This is a genomic window from Roseovarius nubinhibens ISM, assembly GCF_000152625.1.
In the GTDB taxonomy this organism is placed as follows: Bacteria; Pseudomonadota; Alphaproteobacteria; order Rhodobacterales; family Rhodobacteraceae; genus Roseovarius; species Roseovarius nubinhibens.
In genome coordinates, this window is the sequence record NZ_CH724156.1 from 718,213 (window position 1) to 744,042 (window position 25,830).

Annotated in this window: 22 protein-coding genes; 7 read left to right on the plus strand and 15 right to left on the minus strand. The window is 64.4% G+C overall.

Annotated elements, in window-relative coordinates:
• Positions 1–42 precede the first annotated feature (42 nt).
• From ISM_RS03590 to ISM_RS03660, 15 genes are all read right to left on the minus strand, one after another.
• Positions 43–978 (minus strand): 3-hydroxyacyl-CoA dehydrogenase NAD-binding domain-containing protein, encoded by a 936-nt coding sequence (locus tag ISM_RS03590; protein WP_009812748.1) that lies wholly within the window; start codon positions 976–978, stop codon positions 43–45.
• Positions 978–1,718: an SDR family NAD(P)-dependent oxidoreductase gene (locus tag ISM_RS03595; RefSeq protein ID WP_009812749.1), complete on the minus strand. Its 741-nt coding sequence runs from the start codon at positions 1,716–1,718 to the stop codon at positions 978–980. Before ISM_RS03595 ends, ISM_RS03590 begins: the two co-directional genes overlap by 1 nt.
• Positions 1,718–3,136: a gamma-aminobutyraldehyde dehydrogenase gene (locus tag ISM_RS03600; RefSeq protein WP_009812750.1), complete on the minus strand. Its 1,419-nt coding sequence runs from the start codon at positions 3,134–3,136 to the stop codon at positions 1,718–1,720. The genes ISM_RS03595 and ISM_RS03600 overlap by 1 nt, the downstream gene beginning before the upstream one ends.
• A gap of 30 nt (positions 3,137–3,166) precedes the next feature.
• A complete protein-coding gene (gene kce / locus ISM_RS03605; RefSeq protein WP_009812751.1) occupies positions 3,167–4,102 on the minus strand; it encodes a 3,5-dioxohexanoate:acetyl-CoA acetone transferase in 936 nt (311 codons plus the stop codon).
• Between the two features lie 14 nt (positions 4,103–4,116).
• The gene (locus tag ISM_RS03610) at positions 4,117–4,908 is read right to left on the minus strand and encodes an SDR family NAD(P)-dependent oxidoreductase (RefSeq protein WP_009812752.1); all 792 of its coding nucleotides are present in this window, start codon (positions 4,906–4,908) and stop codon (positions 4,117–4,119) included.
• Positions 4,905–6,461: a choline-sulfatase gene (gene betC / locus ISM_RS03615; protein ID WP_009812753.1), complete on the minus strand. Its 1,557-nt coding sequence runs from the start codon at positions 6,459–6,461 to the stop codon at positions 4,905–4,907. The genes ISM_RS03610 and betC overlap by 4 nt, the downstream gene beginning before the upstream one ends.
• On the minus strand, positions 6,458–7,621 hold the full coding sequence (locus ISM_RS03620; RefSeq protein ID WP_009812754.1) for an aromatic ring-hydroxylating oxygenase subunit alpha: 1,164 nt from the start codon (positions 7,619–7,621) through the stop codon (positions 6,458–6,460). Before ISM_RS03620 ends, betC begins: the two co-directional genes overlap by 4 nt.
• A 130-nt stretch (positions 7,622–7,751) precedes the next feature.
• On the minus strand, positions 7,752–8,783 hold the full coding sequence (locus tag ISM_RS03625; RefSeq protein ID WP_009812755.1) for a GlxA family transcriptional regulator: 1,032 nt from the start codon (positions 8,781–8,783) through the stop codon (positions 7,752–7,754).
• Positions 8,784–8,937: 154 nt separating this feature from the next.
• Positions 8,938–11,349, minus strand: a complete 2,412-nt coding sequence (locus ISM_RS03630; protein ID WP_009812756.1) for an FAD-dependent oxidoreductase — start codon at positions 11,347–11,349, stop codon at positions 8,938–8,940.
• 22 nt (positions 11,350–11,371) lie between these two features.
• Positions 11,372–12,925, minus strand: a complete 1,554-nt coding sequence (locus tag ISM_RS03635) for a trimethylamine methyltransferase family protein (RefSeq protein WP_083780891.1) — start codon at positions 12,923–12,925, stop codon at positions 11,372–11,374.
• Positions 12,926–13,026: 101 nt separating this feature from the next.
• The gene (locus ISM_RS03640; RefSeq protein WP_009812758.1) at positions 13,027–13,914 is read right to left on the minus strand and encodes a LysR substrate-binding domain-containing protein; all 888 of its coding nucleotides are present in this window, start codon (positions 13,912–13,914) and stop codon (positions 13,027–13,029) included.
• Positions 13,915–14,275: 361 nt separating this feature from the next.
• Entirely contained in the window at positions 14,276–14,590 is a 315-nt protein-coding gene (locus ISM_RS03645) for an H-NS histone family protein (protein WP_009812759.1), read from the minus strand.
• A 282-nt stretch (positions 14,591–14,872) separates the two neighbouring features.
• Entirely contained in the window at positions 14,873–16,309 is a 1,437-nt protein-coding gene (locus ISM_RS03650; protein ID WP_009812760.1) for an NAD-dependent succinate-semialdehyde dehydrogenase, read from the minus strand.
• Positions 16,310–16,409: 100 nt separating this feature from the next.
• Positions 16,410–17,375, minus strand: coding sequence for a LysR substrate-binding domain-containing protein (locus tag ISM_RS03655; RefSeq protein ID WP_009812761.1), 966 nt, complete (start codon positions 17,373–17,375; stop codon positions 16,410–16,412).
• 20 nt (positions 17,376–17,395) lie between these two features.
• Positions 17,396–18,178 carry an aspartate dehydrogenase gene (locus ISM_RS03660; RefSeq protein WP_009812762.1) on the minus strand — a complete coding sequence of 261 codons (783 nt, stop codon included), beginning with the start codon at positions 18,176–18,178 and terminating at the stop codon, positions 17,396–17,398.
• 177 nt (positions 18,179–18,355) lie between these two features.
• On the opposite strand from ISM_RS03660, the gene ISM_RS03665 reads away from it, so the two are divergent.
• The 7 genes from ISM_RS03665 to ISM_RS03695 all read left to right on the plus strand — a co-directional run bounded on the left by ISM_RS03665 (position 18,356) and on the right by ISM_RS03695 (position 25,715).
• Complete coding sequence (locus ISM_RS03665; RefSeq protein ID WP_009812764.1) at positions 18,356–19,309, plus strand: dihydrodipicolinate synthase family protein; 954 nt, start codon at positions 18,356–18,358, stop codon at positions 19,307–19,309.
• A 9-nt stretch (positions 19,310–19,318) separates the two neighbouring features.
• Positions 19,319–20,236: a DMT family transporter gene (locus tag ISM_RS03670; RefSeq protein ID WP_009812765.1), complete on the plus strand. Its 918-nt coding sequence runs from the start codon at positions 19,319–19,321 to the stop codon at positions 20,234–20,236.
• A 123-nt stretch (positions 20,237–20,359) separates the two neighbouring features.
• Entirely contained in the window at positions 20,360–20,923 is a 564-nt protein-coding gene (locus ISM_RS03675) for a 3-hydroxyanthranilate 3,4-dioxygenase (protein WP_040617826.1), read from the plus strand.
• Between the two features lie 30 nt (positions 20,924–20,953).
• Positions 20,954–21,931, plus strand: coding sequence for a TRAP transporter substrate-binding protein (locus tag ISM_RS03680; RefSeq protein WP_009812767.1), 978 nt, complete (start codon positions 20,954–20,956; stop codon positions 21,929–21,931).
• A 68-nt stretch (positions 21,932–21,999) separates the two neighbouring features.
• On the plus strand, positions 22,000–22,539 hold the full coding sequence (locus ISM_RS03685; RefSeq protein WP_009812768.1) for a TRAP transporter small permease: 540 nt from the start codon (positions 22,000–22,002) through the stop codon (positions 22,537–22,539).
• On the plus strand, positions 22,536–23,795 hold the full coding sequence (locus ISM_RS03690; RefSeq protein ID WP_009812769.1) for a TRAP transporter large permease: 1,260 nt from the start codon (positions 22,536–22,538) through the stop codon (positions 23,793–23,795). Before ISM_RS03685 ends, ISM_RS03690 begins: the two co-directional genes overlap by 4 nt.
• A gap of 276 nt (positions 23,796–24,071) precedes the next feature.
• Positions 24,072–25,715 (plus strand): LVIVD repeat-containing protein, encoded by a 1,644-nt coding sequence (locus tag ISM_RS03695; RefSeq protein WP_009812770.1) that lies wholly within the window; start codon positions 24,072–24,074, stop codon positions 25,713–25,715.
• Positions 25,716–25,830 lie beyond the last annotated feature (115 nt).

Consider the following 25,830-nt stretch of genomic DNA (forward strand, 5'->3'; position numbering starts at 1 on the left):
AGGGGATTGATAAACAGTGCCACTCGAATGGACCGTCGCCCCCTAGCCGTCCTGACGCAGGCCAGCGGTGGCTTTTTGCATCGCGAGGATGAGCGCGTCGCGCCGCGCCGAGAGCGCGGCAGGGCTGTCGCCGCGGGCCTCGTCATTGACGCCGCGGATCAGGATTTCGGCCACCTCCGGGGTCAGTTGGACCTGTCCCAGATCGTCCCACCAGCCGTTGAACGTGTCGCTGAAATGGTCGCAAAAGGCGCGCAAGCCGCCCGCGCCCGCGCCCAGATTGAAGAGCATCGTCGGCCCCATCGCCGCCCAGCGCAGGCCCGGCCCGGCCCAGACCGCCTTGTCGACATCCTCGACGCTGGCCACGCCTTCGACCACGAGGCTGATCGCCTCGCGCCAGAGCGCCGCCTGCAGGCGGTTGGCGACATGGCCGTTCTTTTCCTTGTTGAGCCGGATCGTCACCTTGCCGACCGCGCGATAGAACGCCTCGGCCCCGGTCACCGCCTCGGGTGCGGTGCGCGCATTGCCCATCACCTCGACCAGCGGGATGAGATGCGGCGGGTTGAACGGATGGCCCAGCACGAACCGCGCCGGATCGCGCCAGCCGCCCTGCATCTGGCCGAGCGTCAGCCCCGAGGCCGAGCTCGCCACGATGGCGGCGGGATCGAGCGCCGGTTCGATCTCGGCAAAGATGGCCTGTTTGATCGGCAGGCGTTCGGGCACGTTTTCCTGCACAAAGCCCGCGCCCGCGACCGCCTCTGCGGCGCTTTGGGCGAAGGTGATCGCATCGGGGCGGCCCTCTGTGGTCAGCCCCAGCTCGGTCAGCGTGGGCCAGGCCGTCGCGATATAGTCGCGCACCGCGCGCTCCGCATCGGGGGCTGGATCATAGAGGGTGACAGAGCGGCCGGAGGCCAGAAACAGCGCCGCCCAGCTCGCGCCGATGACGCCGCCGCCGAGACAGGCGGTATGTGAAAAATCCATCAAAATAACCCCGGTTGCAAAGGGGAGGCCGCCGTCAGGCCGCCATCCACGGTGAAAAACTGCCCCGAGACGAACCGCGCCTCGTCCGACGCCAGCCAGACCGCCATGGCGGCAATATCCGCCGGTTCGCCAAAGCGCCGCGCCGGGTGGCGGCGGATCGCATCGGCGCGCGCCGCCTCCGGGTTTTGGGCGAGGTCGAACCCCGCCTCGAGCATGCCGGTGTTGATCCAGCCCGGGCAGATCGCATTGCAGCGCAGCCGCGGCCCGTGATCGACCGCGATCGAGCGGGTGAGCCCATGCACGAACCCCTTGGACGCGTTATAGAGCGCCATGGAGGGATCGGCGTGATTGGCCGAGATCGACCCCATGTTGAGGATCACACCGCCGTCGCGCAGCACCGGGATAAAGCCCCGGCAGGCGTTGAACACGCCCTGGCAATTGGCCCCGATCACCAGATCCCAATCGGCATCCGTGCTGTCGGCCACGGTCTTTTCCACCTGCACGCCCGCGTTGTTGACCAGAATGTCGATGGCGCCGGCCTCAGAGACCAGCTGCGCCACCTGCGCCGCGTCCGACACATCCGCCGTCACCCAGCCGCAGCCCTCGGGCAGCCCTTCGGGCCGCGCCCCCCGGCCACAGGTGATGACCTCTGCGCCATGGTCGAGAAAGCCGTCGACGATGCCGCGCCCGATGCCCTGCCGTCCGCCGGTGACGACCGCCCGTTTCCCCGCGAGCCGCATCAGTGGGCCACCATCACATGGCGCACCGACGTATAGGCGTCGAGTGCGTAGATGCTCATGTCACAACCGGTGCCCGAGCCTTTCATCGCGGCCCAGGGCATTTCCGGTGTCGGCACGCCATGGGTGTTGACCCAGGTCATGCCATAGCGCAGCTGCGAGCTGAGGCGCATCGCGGCCGAGAGATCGCGGGTCCAGACCGAAGAGGCGAGCCCATAAGGCGCGGCATTGGCGATGCGGAGCGCCTCGTCGGCATCCTTGATCCGCGACAGGGTGACCACCGGGCCGAAGACCTCGGACGCCGCGATCTCGGCGTCATTGTCGACATTGGCGACGACGGTCGGTTGATAGAAATACCCCGGCCCTTCGCCCGAAGCACCGCCGGTGGCGATCTCGGCATGGCCCCGCGCCCGGTCGATGAACCCCGCCACGCGGTCGCGCTGTATCTCCGAGACGATCGGCCCCATCTCGGTGCCCTCGGCGCGCGGCGCGCCGATGCGGATCTGGCCGACCTGATCGGTCACCGCCTGCAGCACCTTGTCATAGACCGAGGCCTCGACCATCAGGCGGCAGGGCTGGGCGCAATCCTGACCGGCGTTGAAAAAGCTGCCATAGCGAATGGTTTCCGCCAGCGCACCGATGTCGGCATCCCCCAGCACGATCACCGGGGCCTTGCCGCCCAGTTCGAGATGGACATGGCGGATCTGACGGCTGGCGGCACGCATCGCGGCCATGCCAGTGGCGGGCGAGCCGGTGATCGAAATCCCCTCCATCCGGGGATCATTGATCAGAGCGTCACCCACCGAGGCCCCGCCGCCATGGATCACGTTGAGCACACCACGCGGCAGCACATCGGCCAAGAGTTCCGCCAGGCGCAGCGTGGCAAGCGGGGTGATTTCCGAAGGTTTGAGCACCATGGTGCAGCCCGCGGCCAGCGGCGCGGCGATCTTCCACGCAGCCATCATCAGCGGGTAGTTCCACGGCGCGATGCTGGCCACCGGCCCGATGGGATCGCGGCGGATCATGCTGGTGTGACCGGCCACATATTCGCCCGCAGCCGAGCCGCCCATCGTGCGCGCGGCCCCGGCCAGGAAACGGAACGTGTCGATGGTGAGCGGCATTTCCTCGTCACGCGCCATCGGCCAGGGCTTGCCCACATCGAGGGTTTCCAGCTCGGCCAGCTCTTCGATATTGGCCTCGATCACATCGGCGACGGCCAAAAGATGCGCCGCCCGTTCCGACGGGGTCGAGAGGCGGTAGCTCTCGAAGGCCTCATGGGCGGCGCGCGTGGCCGCCGCGATCTGCTCTGGCGTGGCCTCGGCCACCTCTGCCACCTGCGTGCCGGTGGCCGGATCGAGCACCGGCAGCGCCGCGCCCTGCCCGGCGACCATTTCGCCATTGATCAACATGTTTGTCTGCATCTCGCCCCCCTGATCCTCTCTGTCGCGCCCTTAGAATGAAACCTGATCGCCGCCCTTGAGCCCGAGCCGCGCGCGCGCCTGCTCGGGCGTGGCGATGTCGAGACCGAGGCTTTCGATGATGCCACGGATCTTGGTCACCTGATCCGCGTTGGAGCGGGCGAGCTGCCCCGGCCCGATGTAAAGACTGTCCTCGAGCCCGACCCGGACATTGCCGCCAAGCAGCGCCGCCTGCGTGGCAAAGCGCATCTGATGCCGCCCGGCGGCCAGCACAGACCATTCGTAACTGTCGCCAAAGAGCCGCTGCGCCACCCCGTGCATATGCACGAGATTGTCGAGATCGGCCCCGACCCCGCCGAGGATGCCGAACACCATCTGGATGAAGAACGGCGGCTTGACCCAGCCCTGGTCGATCACCCAGGCGAGATTGTAGAGATGGCTCAGATCATAGCATTCAAACTCGAACTTGGTGCCATGGCCATCGCCCAGCTCGCGCATCGCATATTCGATATCGGCGAATGTGTTGCGGAAGATGAAATCGCGGGTCATGTCGAGGAACTCGGGCTCCCAGTCATGTTTCCAGTCGCTGTATTTCGCCTTCATTGGGAAGATGCCGAAATTCATCGAGCCCATGTTCATCGAGGCCATTTCCGGGCTGGCCCGGAGTGCCGCGCGCAGCCGGTCCTCGCGGCTCATGCCGAGGCCGCCGCCGGTCGAGACATTCATCACCGCGCCCGTCGCCTGTTTGATGCGCGGCAGGAACTGCATGAAGAGCTCTGGATCGGCATCGGGCTGGCCGGTTTCGGGGTTGCGGGCGTGCAGATGGATGATCGATGCCCCGGCCTCGGCCGCGCCGATGCTCGCCTCGGCGATCTCGCTCGGGGTGATCGGCAGATGCTCGGACATGGTGGGGGTGTGGATGCCGCCGGTCGGCGCGCAGGTGATGATCACCGGGTTCGGTTTGGCCATGGTCGCGGTCCCCGTCAGAGTTTCATCTGTTGCACTTGCGCCGAGAGCCCGCCGTCGAGCACCCAGAGCTGACCGCTGGCATAGCGGGCCTCGTCGGAGGCGAGCCAATTGACGAGGTTGGCGATGTCGTCGGGCGTGCCATAGCTGCGCATCGGGTGCACATCGCGCACCGCCTGTTGCAGCTCGTCGATGCCCTTGCCGCCGCCGCCCGAACCGTCGCCGGTGAAAAAGCTCTGCAGCATCGGCGTGTCGATATAGCCGGGGCAGATGGCGTTGACGCGGATGCCTTCAGGACCGTGATCGCAGGCCATGGCGCGGGTCAGCGCGTGCACCGCGCCCTTGGTCGCGCAATAGGCGGCGAGGCCGGGATCGGCGATGAACCCGTCATAGCTGCCGAAATTGATCAGGCTGGCAGTGGTGCCACCCTGGGCCGCCGCCCGCATCAAGGGCAGCGCATGTTTCGAGGTGAGAAACGTGCCGGTGACATTGACTGCAAAGGACCGGTTCCATTCCTCGAGCGTGGTGTGCTCGATGGTCTTTTCGATCTCGATCCCCGCCGCGTTGACGAGAATATCAAGCTTGCCCGCCGCCTCGCGCACCTCTGCCATGGCGGCGATCACCTCGGCCTCGTCCGCCACATCGAGCCGCAGGAACTGCCCCGGCGCCGTGCCCGCGCCGAGCGATCCGCCCTCGTTCAGATCGGCGGCATAGACCGTCGCCCCTTCGCGCATCAACCGCGCACAGATGGCGCGCCCGATGCCGCCGCGCCCGCCGGTCACCAATGCGACCTTGCCTTCCAACATCATTTGTCTGTCTCCTTCAGGGGCGGGTATCTGTACCGCGCCGCCGCCACCGTCCAATCCATGTGATTGCGGACATATTCCTGGCTCGCATCGCGCGGCGGGTTGTAATCCCAGCTCTCGCCGCCCGCCGCCTCCATCGCCGCATGAAGCCGGCGCCGCGAGCGTTGCGTCGCGATGATATCGGCCCGCAGTTTCTCGCCATCCCAGCGCCCGGCCAGCTCTTCGGCGAACATGCGCGCGCGGCAGGCGTAATCGGGGTCCTCGACCCGGTTCACCCGCTCGCCGGGATCGACAGAGAGATCATAGAGCTGTGGCGGATCGCCATCGCAATGGATGTATTTGAGATCGCCACGCCGGATCATGAACACCGGCCAAGCGGTCATCTCGGCGCAATATTCGCTGATCGCCTCGTCCTGCGGATCGGCCTCGCCGCGCGCCAATGGCATCAGGCTGCGCCCATCCACCGGCTCGCCCAGCACGCTCTCGTCAGCGCCGGCAATCTCGAGGAAACTCGGCAAGAGATCGATGAGCGAACAGGCGTTGGCTGCCGCGCCCTGCACCACCCCCGGCCCCGCCATGATGAGCGGCACCCGCGCGGAATGCTCGAAAAAGTTCATCTTGTACCACAGCCCGCGCTCGCCCAGCATATCGCCATGGTCGGCGGTGACGATGACCACGGTGTTGTCGAGCTCGCCGGTCTCATCGAGGGTTTTCACCAGCGCGCCGATCTTGCTGTCGAAATAGCTCACATTGGCGAGATAGGCGCGCCGCGCCCGGATCACCTCGTCGCGCGAGAGCGGCACATAGGAGGCCTCGATCCCATCCATGAGCCGCCGCGAAAACGGGTCGTGATCGGCGAGCGGCAGCACCTCGGGCAGCTCGATCTCGTCATCGGAATAGAGATCCCACCATTCGGGCCGCGCCACATAGGGATCATGCGGATGGATGAAGGACGCCACCATGCATAACGGCGCCTCCTGCCCAGCCGCCCGGTCGCGCGCCCGGTCGATGAGCCAGCGCCGCGCGGCAAATTCCACCTCGTCATCGTAATCGGTCTGGAACGTGGCAATGGCACAACCGCTTTCCTTGACGGTCTGCATGTTGTGATACCATTTGTCGATCCGCTCGTCCGGGGCCTCCCAATCCGGGGTCCAGGCGAAATCGGAGGGGTAGATGTCGGTGGTCACCCGGTCCTGAAACCCATGTTTCTGATCGGGGCCGACGAAATGCATCTTGCCCGAGAGACAGGTGCGATAGCCCAGCGCCGACAGGTAATGGGCAAAGGTTGGCACCGTGGCGCGGAACTCAGACGCGTTGTCATAGGCGGCGATGCGGCTGATGAGCTGTCCCGACATGAAGGCAAAGCGTGACGGCGCGCAGAGCGGCGCGTTGCAATAGGCCGCGTCGAACCGCATGCCCCGCGCCGCCAGCGCATCCATATGCGGGGTCTTGGCCACCTGATGCCCATAGGCGCCGGTGAAATGCGGCGCGAGCTGATCGGCCATGATCACCACGATATTGGGACGCCGCGACGTGCCCTTGGCGGCCGCGCTCATCGCGCGGCCCGGTCTGCAGCCCGTTTTGCCGCCTGAGCGTAGGCGTCGAGAACGAGCCCGTGGAAATGATGCACCGCATGTTCCGATTTGCCCGAACCGCTGGGATCGCTGACGATCCGGCCCTGAGCAAAAGCGGGGGTGTTCATGCCGCGCTGCACGCTCTCAACAAGGCTAATGTCTTCGACCTGCAGCACCTCGTCGAGATAGCGGATCGCATCGCGTTCCATCGCATCCGGTTCCGGCGTCTCGAGATAGAAATCATAGGTCTCGAGCGTCTTGTCCGGCCCCACCGGGATAATGTTGAGCACGATCATGCTCGACCGGCCAGGATAGCGCATGAGACAGGTCGTGGGCCAAAGCCACCAGACCGCATGGGTGCGCACCGTGGCGTTCGACACGTCATAGGCGCTGTTTTCGCCCTGGCCCGCATCCGCCATATGCGAGGAATAGATGCCGTAGGTGGTCACCTTATAGGTGTCCATATCCACCAGATCGCAGAAATCCTTATGCGCGGTCGGGCAGTGATAGCATTCGAGGAAATTGTCGACGACATTCTTCCAGTTCGAATTGATCTCATAGGTCAGCCGATGCCCGAAGGTGAGCTGATCCACATCCGGCGCCCAATGGCGGATTTCGGTTTCGAGATTGCCCGATTGTTCCGCCAGCGGCGCGGCGTCGGGGTCGAGATTGACAAAAACAAACCCCGCGAATTCACTGACCTGCACCGCGTCGAGGCAGATGTCCTTGGGATTGAAATCCTCGAGATGGTCGGTCTCTGGCGCGCGCACCAGCTGCCCGTCGAGCTTGTAGACCCAGGCGTGATAGGGGCACATGATCCGCGTCGTGTTGCCCTCGCCGCGGAGCAGCTCATGCGCGCGGTGTTTGCAGACGTTGTAGAAGGCGCGCAGCACGCCGTCGCGGTCGCGCAGCACGGCGACCGGCTGACCGGCGATCTCGATGGCGATATAGGCCCCCGGCTCGCGCAGCTTTTCGACATGGCAAACCCATTGCCAGCTGCGCCCGAGGATCGCGGCGCGGTCGGCCTGAAACCATTCCTGCCGCGTATAGGCATCGGCCTTGAGCGACAGCGACCGGCCCGCCTCTGGCGCATAGCCCTCGCCGATCCGGGCGAACGCATCCTTTGATGGCATTTCGAACATGGCAGCCTCCCGAGCTTTGCTGTGGTCGCGGCACCGCATCCCGGGTGCCCTATGATCTCAGCATCCTCTCAAACGGCCCGGTAAACCACACTTAGATCGCCGTCCATTTATCCTAATTCGACACGCACGCTCATTTTTCGCGGCTTGGACGGTGCATCGGCCAGGCGCGAAACTCAAAGGGCACGCGGCCCTCGACCCGGTCTTGGCGCGGTGGCAGGCCAAACCTCTCCTTGTAGGAGCGCGAGAAATGCACCTGTGTCGAAAACCCCGAGGCGAGCGCCACCTGCGCCAGCGGCATCTCGGTCTGGGTCACCAGCCCGCGCGCCCGGTCGAGGCGAATGTCACGATAGTAGAGCGCCGGGGTCCTGCCCACATAGGTGCGAAAGAGCCGTTCCAGCTGACGCTGCGACAGTCCGGCGCGGTCGCTGATCTCGGGCAGGCTCAGCGGTTGTTCGAGATGGCGCTCCATCTCGGTGATGGCGCGGCGCACGGAGACCGGCGCGCTGTTGCCCAGCGGTTCGAGCGCCTCGACATTCTGCTGGCTGCCCGCCGGGCGCACGCTTTGATGAAACACATAGCGGGCGGCGGCATTGGCGATGTCGTCGCCATGGGTGCCACGCAGGATGTTGAGCGCGAAATCCACCGCCGCGCTGCCACCGCAACAGGTGATGCGATTGCCATCATAGACAAAGAGATCCTCGGTCAGCTCGCAATCGGGATACATCTCGCCAAAGGCGTCGATATGTTCGTAATGCACCGTCGCCCGCCGCCCGTCTAGAAGCCCCGCCTCAGCAAGGATAAAGGCCCCGGTGTCGAGCCCGCCCAAGGTCGCCCCCTGCCGCGCCCAGCGCCAGAGCGCGCTGTGCAATTGCGGGCTGCGATTGGCCTCGGGCGTCCAGCTGCTCGACACGATCACCATGTCGGGCGCAGTCTCTCCCCGCGCCTCGCGCAGCTCTGATAGCGGCCTTGTGTCGATCACCATGCCATTGCTCGCAGGGCAGGCCCCGCCCTTTTCCGAGACGATCTGCCAGCGCACCAAGCCCCGGCCTTCAAGGTAATTGGCGGCGCGAAACGGGTCGAGAAACCCGGCGGTGGCGCTCATGTTGAAATGCGGGGTGAGCAGCACCAGAAGGTTGAGCGTGCCACGGTTGAGCGGGTCCATCTGTCGCCTCAGGTTCAGTTTTCGGGGACAGTTAACCTTATGCGACATGCCGCCGCGCTGTCACGCGGTTTGGCGCGGCGGGCATTCTGGGTATTTGGAACCAGAAAGAGGCGCGCGGCCCGGAGAAGGATCGCGCGCCGGACTTGGCAGAGTTTCAGGCCTTTTGCCGGGCGTTGTCGGGGTCCCAGACCGGCGCGTCATGCAGTGTGAATGCGCGCCGTTCGCCGAGCACCACCACCTCGAGCCCTTCGGTGATCTCGGGGGAGACATAGGCAAAGGCGAGGCTCTTGCCGGTGGCATGGCCATAGCCGCCCGAGGTGCAGACGCCGACGACCCGGTCGCCCTGCATCACCGCCTCGCCGCCATAGATGTCGCAATCCGTGGCAGCCACCTCGCCATAGACGAGCTTGGTCACGATGCCCTCTTGGTGGACCTTCTCGGTGGCCGCGCGGCCGATGAAATCGCCCTTGTCAGGTGCATAGAACCTCTGGCAATCGGCCTCGATCAGCGTGATTTCATTGGTGAGCTCTGCCGCATAGCCGCGATAGCCCTTTTCCATGCGCAGCGAATTGACCGCCTGCACGCCGAAATCGGCGATGCCGTGGTCAGTGCCCGAGGCCCAGATCGCATCGTAGAGACGCGCCAGATCGGCCATGGGCGCGTGCAGCTCCCAGCCAAGCTCGCCCACATAGTTCACGCGCAGGGCGCGCACCGGGATGCCCGCGATCTCGATCTCCTGACCCGAGAGCCAGCGGAAGCCCGCGTTGCTCAGATCGGCGTCGGTGAGAGGCGCCAGCACGTCGCGGGACTTGGGCCCGGCCACCACCAGCATGCCATAGCGGTCGGTCACATTGCTGATCTCGACATCCGCGCCTGCGGCAAGGCTGAGCTGATCGCGCGCCATCCGTTCGGTGCCTGCGCCCGAGAGCACATAGAACCGGTCGTCGCCGAGACGGGTGATCGTCCATTCGCCCTCGATCCGGCCATTTTCCGACAGCACATGGGTGAGCGTGATGCCGCCTTGCTTGCGCGGCAGCCGGTTGGCGGTGAGCCGGTCGAGCAGCGCCTCGGCACCGGGGCCGGAGACGTCGAACTTGGCAAAGCTCGACAGGTCCATGACGCCCACCCGCTCGCGCACGGCACGGCATTCCTCGGCCACGATGTCAAAGACGTTGTTGCGGCGGTATTGCAGCTTTTCCTCGAACCCGTCGGGGGCGAAATACTTGGGCCGTTCCCAGCCATAGACCTCGGTGTAGACCGCGCCCTTGGATTTGAGCGGCGCGTAGAGCGGTGTCACCCGGCTCGGGCGGCCAGCATGCACCTCGCGGCCCGGCAGCGGCGTCTCGAACATGTTCTCGTAATCGTCAAAGCTCTTGGCGCGGGTATAGTCCGGCGTGGCATAGGCCCCGAAGCGGCGCGGATCGACGCAATGCATGTTGATCTCGGCATCGCCATGCACCATCCATTGCGCGAGATATTTGCCGGTGCCCGCGCCCTGCGCGATGCCGATGGCCGAGCCGCAGCATTGCCAGAAATTGCGCAGCCCCGGCGCCGGACCGACCAGCGGATTGCCGTCCGGCGTGTGCGGGATGGCGCCGTTGATGATCCGCTTGATCCCGGCATTGGCAAAGATCGGCATCCGTTCGAGCGCCTTTTCAAGCCAGGGCGCGATCCGGTCGATATCGCCCTCGAAAAGCTCGTTCTCGCTGTCCCATTCGGGAAAGCCGCCGCGCCCGGCCCAGGCTTCGCGGCTGCCGTAATGTTCATAGATGCCGACGAGCCCGGCCTTTTGTTCCTGCCGGTAATAGCCCGCGGTGGCCGGGTCGCGCATCACCGGCAATTCAAAATCGCTGCCGGCGAATTCCGCCAGCGGTTCGGTCACCAGATATTGGTGTTCCATATTGGTGATCGGCGTTTCGACACCGACCCATTTGCCCACCTCGCGGGCATAGCAGCCGGCGGCGTTGACCACATGCTCGGCCCGGACGGTGCCCTGATCGGTCACCACGTCGAATTCGCCCGAGGGCAGAACCTGAATATCGGTGACGCGGGTGCGGCGGATGATCGTGGCCCCCATCTGCCGCGCGCCCGCCGCCATCGCGTTGCAGGCGCTCGACGGGTCCACATGGCCATCCATATTGGTATAGGCCCCGGCGAGGATGCCGTCGGTCTCGAGCCACGGGTTAAGCTCCTTGATGCGCTCTGGCCCGATGACCTCCATGTGAAAGCCGACATTGGCCGAGAACCCGGCCACATGGCGGAACCAATCCACCTCTTCCTGCGTCGTTGCCAGCCGGATACCGCCACAGCCATGCCAGCCCGCGGGCTGACCGGTGATCTCTTCCAGACGCGGGTAGAGCGTGTTGGAATAATGGTGGATCTTGGCCATGTTGTAATTGCTGATAAAGCTCGGGCATTGGCCCGCCGCATGCCAGGTCGATCCGCTGGTCAATTCGCCCTTCTCGATGAGCAGGACATCTTTCCAGCCTTCTTCGGCGAGGTGATAGGCAAGCCCGACCCCCATCATGCCGCCCCCGACGATCACGACCTTTGCATGTGATTGCATGAGCAAATTCCTTTTCTTGAGATTACCAGATGCCATTGCCGGCCCGCATCCGGTCTCTGGGCAGAATGATGTTGAACGCGTCGCGCAGCTGCCGATCCACCGCCTCGGGGATATGGCTCGGGTAATGGTCGGCGAGAATGGCGCTGACCTGATCGCGGGCGATCTCGCGGGCGTCGCGGGCGCCGGCCTCTTCCCAGGCGCTGATGCTGCGGCGGTCGGCGATCTGCGGGTAGAGGTAATCGGTTTTCATGCGGGTGTAGGTCTGCGGATGGCCAAGGTAATGGCCCTCTCCCAGCACCACATCGCGGATCACCTCAAAGTTCACCGTGTCCTCATTGACCTCGACGCCCTTGACCGTGCGCAGGATCGCGCCAAGCAGGTCATTGTCGAGCGCATAGCTCTCGAAACTCGTGCCCATGAGGCTGCCATGCATGCCCGCGCTTTCATGGATCATCGACGCCCCGGCATGGGCCGCGAGCGAGATCGTATAGCCCTTTTCGCCGCCCGACTGCATATCCGGCAGCTTGCTGTCGGTCATGCCCGCGGGCACCGAGTTCGGCAAATCATAGAACGCCGCCATCTGGGCACAGGCCGCCGACAAGAGCGCCTGTTCGCCCGAGCCCCCGGACATCGCACCGGTGCGCAGATCGCTGACAAACGGCCAGGTGGCAAAGATGCCCCGGCAATTCGGGTCGATGATGTTGCACAGGATGAGCCCCGCCAGCACTTCGGCACAGGCCTGTGCCACGGCCCCGGCAAGTGCTGCGGGCGCGGTGGCCCCGGCCTGCCCAGCGGCGACCAGAAGGATCGGCATCCCGGCCTCGACCGCCGCTTCGAGCGCGTCACAGCTCTCGGTCGCAAAGCGCATCGGCGGCACCACGTGACAGCAGACGGCGGTGCAGAAGGGCCGTTCGCGGAACTTGCCCTCGCCCCCGGCCACCGCGTCGAGCATCGGCATCACCGCGCGCACGCTGGCGCTGTCGGTATAGCTCACGGCGATGGATTTCGTCGTGCCCGAAAGGCAGGCATAGGTGGTGTTGATATCGAGATCGAGAATGGTCTTGGTGTCGCGCGCCACGACCGAGCGGTGATACCAATGGATATTGTCGAGCCGGTCCACCAGCCGCGCGATGTCATAGAGATCGGCCACGGTGCTTTCACGATATTTGCCGCTGGCGAAATCCATGATCGTCGGCGCCGCGCCGCCGGTGCCGGCATGGACGCGCTGACCGCCGATCTCGAGATCATGCGCCGGGTCGATCCCGTGCAGCGTGAACTTGCGCCGGGTGCGGGCGATCACATCCTCGACGAGCGCCCGGGGAAAGCGCAGACGCCCCGCCCCATCCACCTCGCAGCCCGCCGCAACGGCGCGGGCTTCGAGGCTGGGGGTGATCTGCGACAGGCCGAGATCGGCCAAGAGATCGAGCACCAGCGTGTGAATACGCTCGACCTCGGGCCCGGTGAGCGGCCGGTAGCGGCCCCCGACCATGCCGGGGCTGATCGGCGGCAGGGCTGGTGTGGTCTCGGGCTTGCCGCGACCTCGGCGGTTCGGTTTGCGGGGGGCAGTGACTTGCATGGGGGACCTCGCGGCGTTTTCCTGTCCCAGTAGCGGCCGAATCTGCCCCTTTCTCAAACGATCATTTTGAATGCAACGCATTCCTCTGGCTCATGCCATGATCATTCCATGCCGTCGCATTCCTCAACCATCCATTGCAAAAACGCCGCGACCGCCGGATCGGCGGCCCGGGCGCTGGATGCCCCGATGTAATAGCTACAGCTGGTGACAAGCGGCGTATCGAAGAGACAGACCAATTGCCCCGAGGCGAGCATCGCATCGGTGATATAGCTCCAGCCGAGCGCCACGCCGCGCCCCGCCTCGGCCCCTTGCAGGACCATCGGATAGCTGTTGAGCCGAATGCCCCGCCGCACCGGCTGGCCGGTCACGCCTTGCTGCACCAGCCAGGCATGCCAATCCACCGCGCCCCAGATCGTGCCGCCACCATCAAGATGCAAGAGCGTCTGATCGAGCAGGTCGCTCGGACGGCGCAGCTCGGGATGGTTCTGCAGATAGCCCGCGCTGCACACCGGATAGACCCTCTCGCCAAAGAGCCGCCGCGCCTCGACCCCCGGCCAGTTGCCATCGCCAAAGAGCACCGCCACATCGGCATCATCCTTGCCCAGATCAACGAGCTGATCGGTGGCGAGAATGCGCAGGTCGATTTCGGGATAGCGGTCCGCGAAACGCTCCAACCGGGGCATCAGACAATAATAGGAAAAGGCCACCGAGGTGGCGACGGTGATCTGCGGCGTGTCGCTGGCGCGACGCAGCCCATTGACCGCGAGCGCAATCTCATCAAGCCCCCGGGTCACCGCCTCGAAAAGATCGCGCCCCTCTTGGGTGAGCTCAATGGCGCGATGTTTCCGCAGGAAGAGCGCCCGCCCCAGATCCTCTTCGAGCGCGCGGATCTGCCGGCTGACCGCGCTTTGCGTGAGGCAGAGCTCGTCCGCCGCGGCGGTAAAGCTCATCCGGCGCGCCACCGCCTCGAAACTGTGGAGCTGCGACAAGGCAGGCAAAGCGTATTTCCGCAAAGAGGCTCCCCCTCGGCAACGGCGATACGAGCGAGCCTATCTGCCAATGGGTTCGCGGGCCAAGCGAGAACTCACCCTATAGGCGTAATTTTTTATCGCGCGCCAAAGGGCCCCAATAAAACCCATTTCGCCAAAACACGGATAGCGAGCTAAAGGGCGTGCACCTCATCTTATGATTGATCGACGGCCCCGAAAGCATCCCCTTTCTTTAAAAGTCCTTTTAACAGGGCCACCCCATCCCAATCCCGAACCATGGCAAAAAGAAACAGCCCCCCGCAGCGATTGCGAGGGGCCGTTCTTTATCTTCTCAGATCTCTCGGCTGGAGGCCAATAAATCTCAGATCGCGAAATCTTCGATCTTCGCGCCTTTTTTCACCGCGTCCTGAATCCAGTTGGGCTTACGCCCCCGGCCGCTCCAGGTTTGCGAGGCATCTTTGGGGTTGCGGTATTTCGGCGGCAGCTTGTCTTTGGCTTTCGCTTTGGACTTGCCCGAAACCAATTCCGAAAACTCGAAACCGCGTTTGGCTGCCATGGCTTTCATTTCAGCCAGAACCTCTTCGCGTTCTTCGACTTTCTTACGGGCGATTTGTTCGTCGATCTCCTTGCGCATTTCCTGCAGCTCGGCGACGGACATCTTGGCATAGTTCGGCATGTTTCTATTCCTGCTAGAATGTGCGTATACGCACTAAATCTAACAGTAGAATTAAATAAGCAAGGGAAATTCGTGAAATAAACTATTCTCACGTCTACGGGACTCGGGGAGTAAATGCCTCGTCTTCACATTATTTAACACTGAATAAACCTCAGGGCCGCTCGGTGCCATTGCGCTTGCCCTCTCCTCTTTGACACTGGCTTTCCTAAAGAAGATCAGCCCGAAAACAAAAAACGGGCCGCCCCATGGGACAGCCCGCGCCGGCAAATTCCTAAAATAGGGTTAACGTATCTCGGCGCTATGCCAGACATTCTTGATGGTGAGATAACTCTCGAGCCCCTCGGTGCCGCCCTCGCGGCCATAGCCGCTGGCCTTGACGCCACCAAAGGGCGTCTCGGGCAGCGACGCCTCGAGCGTGTTGATCGACAGGTTGCCAACCTCGACCTCATCCACCAGCCGCGCCATATAATCGGCCCGGTTGGTAAACCCATAGCCTGCCAGACCATAGGGCACCGCATTGGCGCGGGCGATGGCCTCGTCGAGGTCCCTCACCGGGTTGAGAATGGCGATCGGGCCAAAGGGCTCTTCCTGCATGATCCGGGCATTGTCGGGCACATTGGCCAGCACGGTGGGCGCAAAGAAATAGCCCCGCTCCCCCATCGCCGCCCCGCCACAGCGCAGCTCGGCCCCCTTGGCCACCGCATCCTCGACCAGCGCCGAGAGAACCGGCACCCGGCGGTCATTGGCGAGCGGCCCCATCTCGACCCCGGGCTCGACGCCATTGCCGACCACAGTGGCGGCGGCGCGCCGGGTGAACGCCTCGGCGAACTGCTCGAAAATATCCTGATGGATGAAGAACCGCGTCGGCGAGGTACAGACCTGCCCGGCGTTGCGCATCTTGCGCACCGCGCCGCTGATCGCCGCCCGTTCGACATCGGTGTCCTCGCAGACGATCACCGGCGCATGACCGCCCAATTCCATAAGAACCCGCGTGTCGCTCTGCGCCGCCAGCGCGGTGAGCTGACGGCCCACCGCCGTCGACCCGGTCAGCGCCACCAACCGCACCGAAGGCTGTGGGATGAGATAGCCGGATATTTCCGAGGGCGTGCCAAAGATGAGGTTGAGCACCCCGGCGGGAAGCCCCGCATCCTCGAACGCGCGCACGATATGGATGGCCCCGGCGGGGGTTTCCTCGGCGGCCTTGAGGATGATCGAACAGCCCGAGGCAAGCGCCCCTGCGATCTTGCGGGCGGGCTGGCTCATCGGGAAATTCCAGGGCGAAAACGCCGCGACCACGCCAATCGGGTGATGATGGACCGAGATATGCGACCCCGGCGCGGCCGGGATCACCCGGCCATAGACGCGCATCGCCTCGCCCGCGTCCCATTCGAAAAACTCCACGCCCCGGATCACCTCGAGCCGCGCCTGCGGCAAGGGTTTGCCATGTTCGGCGGTGATCGACTGGGCGATCTCTTCCTGCCGCTCGCGCATCAGGGCGGCGGCGCGCAGGATGATGTCGGCACGCGCGCGCGGCGGGGTCCGGCTCCACAGGCGTAGCCCCTGTTCGGCAGCCGCAAGCGCCTCTTGCAGATCGGAAATCCCGGCCTTGGGCAGGCGGCCCAGCTCTTCTTCGGTGGCCGGGTTGACCACCGCCATATCCTCGGCCGCCCCGCGCCATTCGCCATTGATGAAGAGTTTCAATTCCGGATAGCTGTACATGCCGACCTCGTTGCTGTCTGTGTCTTGGGCCCAAGTTTTCCTATGGCCGAGGCATCACAACAACTGAATTGAACAAATACTGGTATCCAAAAGCCGGATATCAGAGCGGGCCAAGCGTCCGCGCCACCTGCCCCGCCGCCGCATGCAACGCAGCCAGGAAACTCTGCCCCGCGGGCGACAGGCTCTGGGGGCCGCGATAGGACACGCCGACCGGCCCCGCCCCAAAGGGCGCGACCCAATCGATGCTCGCCAGAAGACCGCTCTCGATGTCGAGCGCCGCCACATGCGCGGGCATCAGCCCGATGAAATCATGCGACCGCAAAAGCGACCGATTGGCGAGGTAGGAGACGGATTCAATCGCCGTGCGCGGCACATATTGATCCTGACGCACAAAGAACTGATCGGTCTGACGGCGCAGCGTGGTCTCCACCGGCGGCAGGATCCAGCCATAGGGTTTGAGCTGCTCGAACGACACATTGGCTTCTTGCGCCAGCGGATGCTGCGTCCCCGCGACGGCCAGCACGCGTTCGTCAAAGAACTTCTCCTGCGTGATGTTCTCGCGGTGCCGGTGGCTTGGCAATCGCCCCACCACCATGTCGATCTCGCCGGCCAAAAGCGCGGGCATCAGCACCTCATTGGTGCCCTCGACAATCTTGATCGCCACCTTGGGCCGATCCTTGAGCAGACCTTCGACCGCCATCGGCAAGAGCGACGGCGACGCCGCCAGCAAAGTGCCGACCACCACCCGCCCGCTGTTGCCTTCGTTGAGGTCGTCCAACTCCTGCGCCGCGTTGGAGACCTGCGAAAAGATCAGCTTGCCATGCCGGATGAGCGCCGCGCCGAACACCGTCGGCACCACCCCGCGATTGGTCCGGTCAAAGAGCTTCACCTCGAAATCGAGCTCGAGATCCTGGATCATCTTGGTCGCCGCGGGCTGCGAAATGTTGAGATCATGGGCGGCGTTCTGGATGCTGCCATGCTGCCCCACAGCCACCAAGAGCCGCAATTGCCGCAGCTTGAGCCGGGTCATCGCCCGTTCGACGATACGCGTGTGACGGTTGGCCATGGGCTCTCCTCGATAACGGCTTAGATCGTAATGGGGGCGCAGCGGCGCTCGATTGCCGCCACCGCGCTCATCGCGGCCAGCGCCGAACTGCGCGGATTGTCGGGCAAGGGCTTGCCATTGATGCGAAAGCTCAGCGTGCCAAACGCCCCTTCGGCGTGGATCTCATGGATATTCTCGGTGACGCCCGGATCCGCCACCAGCCGCACCTGCGTCGCGTCAAAACCGATCCCGGCAAAGGCCACCGCCGCCGCCACATTGGCGTTTTTCGGATAGCGCTGCGCCGCCTCCCGGGCGCTGCCCTCGAAATGCGTGGCCGCCTGGTCGAGCCTGGCCAGGTCGAGCTTCTCTTCGGCGGGCGAGCCCTGCCAGCCGCGCGGCGGTTTGCGCCCGACATAGGTCACCGAGGCAAGCCCCCCGACCCGTGCCGCCGCAAGCGCGTCAAGCGCCCCGATCGCACCGCTCGCCAGATGCAGCTGCGCGCCGCCCCGCTCTGCCGCCGCGCTCAGCCGCTCGGCCAGCGCCGGATCGGCCAGCGCCCCCAGCGACACGGTGATCAGATCGATCCCCCGCTCGAGGATCGCCGCCCCATGTTCGGCCAGCGCCGCATGGCCCGCGCAATCCACCATGAGCGTGATCCCCTCGGGCAGATCCTCCAGCCGCCGCAACCGCAAGACACCATCACTGCCGCGCGCATCCTCCGGCCCCGACCGGGTCAGCACCGCCTCCGGGCCAAGCCCCCGCGCCGCCAGCTCTGCCGCCACATAACACCCGATGGCGCCGCCGCCGATGAGACCTATTTTCATGCCATTCTCCTAATCTGGCTGCAACGTATCCGAAATCACCGCGCGCTGGTTATCATTTTTTTGGATATCCAGTTTCCCGGAATGCGGTTGGTTTTCGCCCATCCCGGCGGGCAAATACCGGCAGACCTCGGCGCCACCGCGCGCGCCAAACCCTGTTGATCACACCGGAGCCGGCCCATGAAATACGCCAAGAAAGACGCCAAAGCCTATGCCCGCGAAACCATGCGCGGCATCTGGGCGGCGGCGCTCAACCCGTTCGACGAAACGCTCGCGCTGAACGAGGCCGGGCTGCGCAGCAACATCCGCCACTGGATCGACGACCTCGGCATCAAGGGGCTGTTCATCGCGGGCAAGCAGGGCGAGTTCTGGTCGATGTCGCTCGACGAGCGCAAGCGCAACATGACCATCGCCGTCGAGGAATGCGGCGACAAGGCCGGCACCATCATGTCGATCTCGGATCAGAACGTCGAAACCGTGCTCGACCTCGGCCGTCACGCGCAGGATTGCGGCGCCGATTACGTCGTCGTCCACGCCCCGATGCTGAGCTTCTGCCATGACCGCGACGAGGTGCTCTACAATTACTACAAATACCTCTGCGACCGGCTCGACATCGGCATCGCCATGTGGAGCCACCCCGACAGCGGTTATCTGATGGAGCCCGAGACCTGCGCCCGCATCGCCGAGCTGCCCAATATCATGGCGATCAAATATTCCGTCCCGCGCGAGATGTATGCCCGGCTGACCAAGATGGTCGGCGACAAGATCCTCGTCTCGACCTCGGCCGAACCCGAGTGGCTCGACAATATCGAGGAACTCGGCTGGCAGCTCTACCTCTGCTCTTCGCCCCCCTATCAGCTGCAGACCAAGAACGATCTGCGGATGCAGGAATATACCGAACTGGCCTTCGCCGGGAAATTCGACGCCGCCCGCCGGGTCCGCGACAGTCTCGACCCGGTGCGCCACGCCATACAGAGCACCAAGCCCGGCGGCAAACCCACCGCCCATGGCAAATATTGGCAAGAGCTGCTCGGTCAGGTGGGCGGGCGCGTTCGTCACCCGATGCTGGAACTGACCGAGGCCGAAAAAGCCGCGACCAGCGCCGCCTTCGAGGACAGCGGCCTACAGCTCTGATCCCGCACAATGACCGGCGAAGCCTTTGCCGTGCTCGCCGCCCTGGCCTACGGGGTGGCGGGCGTCGCCATTGTCCAAGGCCGCCCCATAGCACGCGGCGACAATGGCGTCTTTCTCTCCGTCCTGTTGACCGCCGCCCTGTCTTGCCTGCTCTGGCTCGGCTGGGGCGGGACCACGACGGGCGCGCAGCTCGCCCCGCGCGACCTGACGGGCGCGATCCTCATCTTTGCCGTGGCGGGTATCTGTTCCAACGGGATCGGGCGGCAGGCGATGTATTGGGCGACCGAACGGATCGGCGCGGTGCGTGCGGGCCTGTTGCGGCGGCTGACCCCGCTGTTCGTGCTGCCCTGCGCCTATCTGCTGCTCGGCGAGGTGCCCGCGCCAAATACCCTTTTGGGCAGCGCCTTGGTTCTCGCAGGCGTCCTGATCTACGTCCTGCCGCAGACCCGCGCCGCCACGCCCGCGCCAAATACCCTGCCGCAAATCTCGGCCAACCCGTTCGGCCTGCTGCTCGGCACGCTCTCGGCGCTTGCCTATGCGCTGGCCTTCGCCTTTCGCGGGCTGGGGCTCGACATCCTGCCGGACCCGACATTCGGCGCGATGATCGGGGCCTTTGCCGGGGCGCTGGCGCTCTTGGCACTGGCCCTTGCCCGCAAAGGTCTGCGCGACGGGCTGCGGCATCTGAGTCGAGACCGCCAAGCCGCCCATTGGCTCACCGCGCTGGGCCTGAGCGCCGGGCAGATCCTGCAGTTCTTTGCCCTCCATTCCGCGCCGGTGGTCTCCGTGGCGCTGCTCGGCACGCTCGAAGTGATGTTCTCGGCCGCCATCATCCTCTTGATAACAAAAGGGGAAACCGTGGCGCTCCGGCCGCTTATCCTGGCCTCTATCCTGTCCACCGCAGGCACCGCGATCTTACTTTTTGCCTAAGCCTGATATCAGCAAAACATATACCCATTTTCCCAGAAACAAATGTTTCTTTGCTCCCATTTCTCCTAGATTTTCCGGTGAAACACGGCCCTCCGCGGCCAGAGAGCCCCGAGGGAGGTGACCATGACCGAACATCCGACACTCAAACCCTTCAACTTCAAGAAATGGGTCGCCGACAATGCCGACAAGCTGCGCCCGCCGGTCGGCAACCAGCTTCTGCACAAAGAAGGCGACATGATCGTGATGGTCGTGGGCGGCCCCAACACCCGCGTCGATTTTCATGATGACCCGGTCGAGGAATGGTTCTTTCAGCAAAAGGGCGACATGATGCTCAAGATCGCGGAGGGCGGCAAAATCTACGACGTGCCGGTCCGCGAAGGCGAGGTCTTCATGCTGCCGCCGCATGTGCGCCACGCGCCCCAGCGCCCGCAAGAGGGCTCGGTCGGGATCGTCGTCGAAGCGCCGCGCCAGCCCGGCATGAAAGAAGGGTTCGAATGGTTCTGCTTCAACTGTCAGGGCCTCGTCCACCGCGAAGAGCTGACCCTTGACGGCGCCGAAGGCATCGTCAGCGCCCTGCCCAAAATCTACGACCGTTTCCACAACAGCACCGAGGCCCGGACCTGTCCGAGCTGCGGCGAACTGCATCCGGGCAAGGGCAAACCGCCCGCCGGATGGGTTCAACTCTGATCCAACGAGAATGATAAAGGGAGCCTCAAGATGAAGACCATCACCAGATTGCTGACCGGCGCCGCGATGGCGCTGGCCACCGCCGCCCCCGGCTTTGCCGCCGAATTCCGGCTCGGCCTGATCACCCCGCCGCCCCATATCTGGACCAAGGCCGCCGAAGCCTTTGGCACCGAGCTGGCCGAGGCCAGCGGCGGCACCCATAGCGTCACCGTCTTCCCCGCCCGTCAGCTCGGCAACGAGGCCGAGATGCTGCAACAGCTGCAGACCGGCGCGCTCGACATGGCCTTCATGACCGTGGCCGAAGTGTCGAACCGCGCGCCTGATTTCGGCGCGCTCTACGCGCCCTATCTCGCCGATGACATCGGTCACGCGGGCCGCATCCTGCGCAGCGACACCGCCCGCGACATGCTCGACCAGCTGCCCGGCAAGGCCGGCGTCGTCGGCACCGGCTTTGGCATGGCCGGCCTGCGCCAGATCGTCAGCCGGGGCGAGATCAATTCCGCCGAAGACCTCGCCGGTCTCAAGCTGCGGGTCACGCCCTTTGAGCCGATCCTCGATTTCTACAACGCCATCGGCACCGCCCCCACCCCGATGCCGCTGCCCGATGTCTATGACGCGCTGGCCAATGGTCAGGTCGACGCCATCGACATGGATGCCGAGCTGATCTGGGTGCTGAAATATTACGAGCACGCCGACACCATCGTGCAATCCGACCATATGATGTTCCCCATGGTTGGCCTCGTCTCGGCCCGCGTCTGGGCCGGTCTCTCGGAAGAGGACCGCGCGATGATCGGTGATCTCATGGCCCGCCATGTCGACAGCACCATCGACAGCTATGTCGAGAAAGAGCAGGGCTGGCTCGACCAGATCCGCGACACTGGCCGCAGCTACAAACAGGTCGACGAGAGCTTCTTCAGCGAGGCCATCGCCACCTGGAACGACACCTGGTCGGACCGCGCCCCGTCGCTGGCCGCCCTGCGCGAGGTGGCGGCGCAAACCGCCGAGTAACCCACCGAAAGGGTTGATCGGGGCGCGGGCCAGCATGTGCACGCGCCCCGACAGTTTGGAGACATGACATGATCGGACGTATCTCAGCCCGATGGGCGCGGATCGAACTGGCACTGGCGGCAGCCCTGGCCGTATCGATCACCTGTCTCATCCTCCTCAATGTCGTCACCCGCAGCATCGGCGCCGCCCTCTACTGGGTCGACGAGCTGGCCATCTACGCCATGGCCTGGATGACCTTTCTCGGCGCCTCCGCCGCGCTCCATTTCGGCCATAACGTGGCGGTCACCATCCTGACGGATTCGCTGATCCCCGTGCTGCGCCGGATCACCGCCAAGCTGGTCGATCTCATCGTGCTCGTCTTCGCGCTTTGCATGATCTGGTTCTGCTGGCGCTGGTTCTCCCCCTATCAGCTCGCCCTCCACGGCTTTGACACCGAGGCGTTTCAGGGCGCGGTGTTCAACTTCATCTACGCCGAGCCGACCACCACGCTCGGCATCCCGAAATACTGGGTCTGGATGGTGATGTGGGCCTTCGCCCTCGGCGCGACGCTGCACAGTGTCGCCAACCTCCTCGGCCAGAACGCCGCCGCCACGGATCAAGACACATGACCCCGCTCATCTTTGCCTTCAAACTGCTGATCGCCGTGCCCGTGGCCCTGGTGCTGGCGCTGACCGCCATCTGGTACATCTGGGAGAGCGGCAACACCGTCCTCTACGACAGCTTCGCGCAAAAGATGTTCTCGGGCCTCGAAAACTATGGCCTGCTCGCCATCCCGCTCTTCATGCTGACCGGCGAAATGATGAACGAAGGCGGCATGACCCGCCGGCTGATCAACGCGGCCCGGGTCTTTGTCGGCGGGTTTCGCGGCGGCCTCGCCTATATCAACCTGCTGGCCAATATGTTCATGGCCGCGATCATCGGCTCGGCCACCGCCCAGATCGCCGTCATGGCCCGCGCCATGACCCCCGAGATGGAAAAAGAAGGCTATGACACGGGCTTTGCCGCCGCCACCACCGCCGCCGGCGGGCTCTTGGCTCCGGTCATCCCGCCCTCGATGATGTTCGTGATCTACGGCGTGCTGGCCCAGGTGCCGATCGGCGACATGTTCCTCGCGGGCATCCTGCCCGGGCTGATGCTGGCCGTGGCCTTTGGCGCGGTGATCTTCTGCATTGGGCTCGCCACCTCCTTTCCCAAGGGCACATGGTTCACCCGACGCGAGGCGTTTCAGGCGCTGATCTACTGCCTGCCCGCCGCGTTGATCCCGCTGGCCATCATCGGCGGCATCCTCTTTGGCATCGCCACCCCGACCGAGAGCGCCGCCATCGCCTCGCTCATCGCCTTTCTCATCGGCTGGCTGATCTATGGCGAACTCAAGCCGCGCGCCCTCTTCGCGATGTTTCAGCGCACGGCGGTCAACGCCTCGATGATCATCTTCATGATCGCCGCCGCCAATGTCTTTGGCTGGGTGATCATCTACGAAGCCCTGCCGCAGAAACTTGCCGCGCTGATCACCTCGATCACCAGCGACCCGTTCCTCTTCCTGCTGATCGTCAACCTGATCCTGCTCTTCGTCGGCATGCTGATCGACGGCATCGCGGCGGTGATCCTGATCTCGCCGATCCTCTTGCCCATCGCGACCAATGACTATGACATCAGCCCCTATCAATTCGGCGTGGTGATGTGCCTCAACCTCGTGCTCGGCCTGCTGACGCCGCCAGTGGGCGTCGGGCTCTATATCGCCTCCTCGATGAGCGGCGTGACCCCGGGGCGCATTCTCAAATCGCTCTGGCCCTTCCTGCTGGCGGTCACCGTGATCTTGCTGCTTCTGAGCCGCTTCCCCTGGCTCTCGACCGCACTGATCTGACCGCACTGATCTGACCAGCCCCGGTATAAGCAAACCCTCTATCGACATAAGCGTTTCGATAACGCCCGCCCCGCCCGCAGGTTGTACCCTCAAAAGCTGAGGCCACCGGCCCGCCCGGAAGGGGCGCGGCCCCGGTCTCACGGCAGGCCCAAGGGAGGACAAGGCACGCGCCTGCCAGCACCGGACGCCCAAGGGCCAGACACCCAAGGACCGGACACCACCCCGGCCCACAGACCGGACCACCAAACCCACACCATCCTATCGGAGGAGAGACGGATGATCACCATGACCCAACGCGGCCGCAAGGCCGCGACCAATCCCGGCACGCCGCTGCTGGCCTCACTGCTGGCCCCCGTGCTGGCCCTGACGCTGGCCGGCACCGCCCTCGCGGGCGAAGCCCAGCACCCCGACCCGGCGAGCTATGGGCTCGACCCGGAAACCGGCGTTTTCAAACATCCCGCCGAAGCGCCCTATTGGGCCTATAGCGGCCCCCGCCCCTTTGACGGCAGCCTCGAAGAGCTCGAAGACGCGACATATATCAAGAACATGACAGTCGAAGGCCATTGGCCCATCGTCGTCAAACCGGGCCATTCGTGGCAGCACACCGTGGACATGGACGGCCATCGCTACATGATCCACTACTACCGCCACATCCTGAAAATCTATGACATCACCAACCCCAAGGAGATGGAGATCGTCCTCGAGAAAACCTACGAGGACGGCAATTGGTTCGGCGCCGCCGCCATCGCCTATAATGAGAAACTCGAGAAATGGATCATGATCCAATCCTTCGAGGTGCCCCGCTCTATCGGTGGGCTCAAGGGCAAGAAATACGACGCCCCCGAGGCGGTGAAGGCGATCAAAGAGGCCGAGGCCTTCCGCGGTGTCCGCATCTACGAGATGGACAGCATCACCGAATGGCGCCAGATCGCCGAGATCAGCACCAACACGCTCAACCCCCATGGGACGCGGCAGGAAGGTTCAGGCGCGCTCGACGTGCCGAATTACGACGGCGGCAAATATGCCTTTGTCGCGGCGGCCCCCGACAACACTTTCACCAATATCGAATACCCGAACTACATCTACTCTCCGGCGCAGATGATCCTCGACGTCGAAGACCCTTATAACCCGAAATGGGTCTCGACCTGGTGGGTGCCCGGTCAGCGGCTTGGCGAGGAAGAATATTACAAGGAATGGCGGCAATACGGGAACCGCGTCTCCTGGACCGGCGCACGGCTGCCAATCTCGACGCCGGTGCCGCTCGATGAGGGCGGGCGCTATGGCTATACGGTCATGGGCGGGCTCGGCTTTCACGTGCTCGACCTGCAGGACCCGGCCAATCCCAAGGCGGTCGGCAGTGTTGATCTGCCGGTCAATGTCGGCGGCGTCGAGGGCGACAATATCGACGTGACCCGTGTGCAGTCGCGCGGCATCGTGCTCGCCAATGGCTATCCGATGAATGAGGATTGCTACGAGCCCTACAAGGACATCTTTGTGATCGACGTCAAAACGCCCGAAGCGCCCGAGATCATCTCGGTCCTGCCGCGTCCGACACCGCCCGCAGAGGCCCCCTATACCGACTTCTGCCAGCGCCGGGGCAAGTTTGGGCCGAAACGCCCCTCGCCCTTCTTCGCGCCGGGTCAGGCCGACGACAATCTGGCGATCTACCCGTTCAACAACGCGGGCGTGCAGGTCTTTGACATCTCGGACCCGAAGAACGCCGAGATCGTGGCCTATTTCACCCCGCCGATGACCGATGATCTCGACGACCCGCGCTCCTACATCACCCCGGTCGAGAGCATCTTTGTCGAATGGGACCGCAACCTGATCTGGGCGATGGCCAATTCGGGCATGTATCTGCTGACCTCCGACGCGCTCGGCACGCCACAGTTCGACCTCGCCGGGATCGCTGGCAACTGATCCCACACCGTGAGCGGCCTCACCGCCGCTCACGGGCTGTCACGCAGAAGGCTTGACTTATGGCCGCCAATCCCCCACATGGGGCCTGTGCTGCGCTGCCGCGTGAGTATGCCGC

Coding starts and splice junctions, on each gene's coding strand:
- ISM_RS03695 (WP_009812770.1), top strand. CDS start 24,072: ATGATCACCATGACCCAACGCGGCCGCAAGGCCGCGACCAATCCCGGC.
- ISM_RS03610 (WP_009812752.1), bottom strand. CDS start 4,908: ATGATGTTGGAAGGCAAGGTCGCATTGGTGACCGGCGGGCGCGGCGGC.
- ISM_RS03630 (WP_009812756.1), bottom strand. CDS start 11,349: ATGCAATCACATGCAAAGGTCGTGATCGTCGGGGGCGGCATGATGGGG.
- ISM_RS03590 (WP_009812748.1), bottom strand. CDS start 978: ATGGATTTTTCACATACCGCCTGTCTCGGCGGCGGCGTCATCGGCGCG.
- ISM_RS03650 (WP_009812760.1), bottom strand. CDS start 16,309: ATGTACAGCTATCCGGAATTGAAACTCTTCATCAATGGCGAATGGCGC.
- ISM_RS03600 (WP_009812750.1), bottom strand. CDS start 3,136: ATGCAGACAAACATGTTGATCAATGGCGAAATGGTCGCCGGGCAGGGC.
- ISM_RS03595 (WP_009812749.1), bottom strand. CDS start 1,718: ATGCGGCTCGCGGGGAAACGGGCGGTCGTCACCGGCGGACGGCAGGGC.
- ISM_RS03685 (WP_009812768.1), top strand. CDS start 22,000: ATGATCGGACGTATCTCAGCCCGATGGGCGCGGATCGAACTGGCACTG.
- ISM_RS03635 (WP_083780891.1), bottom strand. CDS start 12,925: ATGCAAGTCACTGCCCCCCGCAAACCGAACCGCCGAGGTCGCGGCAAG.
- ISM_RS03680 (WP_009812767.1), top strand. CDS start 20,954: ATGAAGACCATCACCAGATTGCTGACCGGCGCCGCGATGGCGCTGGCC.
- ISM_RS03660 (WP_009812762.1), bottom strand. CDS start 18,178: ATGAAAATAGGTCTCATCGGCGGCGGCGCCATCGGGTGTTATGTGGCG.
- kce (WP_009812751.1), bottom strand. CDS start 4,102: ATGGCCAAACCGAACCCGGTGATCATCACCTGCGCGCCGACCGGCGGC.
- ISM_RS03670 (WP_009812765.1), top strand. CDS start 19,319: ATGACCGGCGAAGCCTTTGCCGTGCTCGCCGCCCTGGCCTACGGGGTG.
- ISM_RS03620 (WP_009812754.1), bottom strand. CDS start 7,621: ATGTTCGAAATGCCATCAAAGGATGCGTTCGCCCGGATCGGCGAGGGC.
- ISM_RS03655 (WP_009812761.1), bottom strand. CDS start 17,375: ATGGCCAACCGTCACACGCGTATCGTCGAACGGGCGATGACCCGGCTC.
- ISM_RS03625 (WP_009812755.1), bottom strand. CDS start 8,783: ATGGACCCGCTCAACCGTGGCACGCTCAACCTTCTGGTGCTGCTCACC.
- ISM_RS03665 (WP_009812764.1), top strand. CDS start 18,356: ATGAAATACGCCAAGAAAGACGCCAAAGCCTATGCCCGCGAAACCATG.
- ISM_RS03690 (WP_009812769.1), top strand. CDS start 22,536: ATGACCCCGCTCATCTTTGCCTTCAAACTGCTGATCGCCGTGCCCGTG.
- ISM_RS03675 (WP_040617826.1), top strand. CDS start 20,360: ATGACCGAACATCCGACACTCAAACCCTTCAACTTCAAGAAATGGGTC.
- ISM_RS03645 (WP_009812759.1), bottom strand. CDS start 14,590: ATGCCGAACTATGCCAAGATGTCCGTCGCCGAGCTGCAGGAAATGCGC.
- betC (WP_009812753.1), bottom strand. CDS start 6,461: ATGAGCGCGGCCGCCAAGGGCACGTCGCGGCGTCCCAATATCGTGGTG.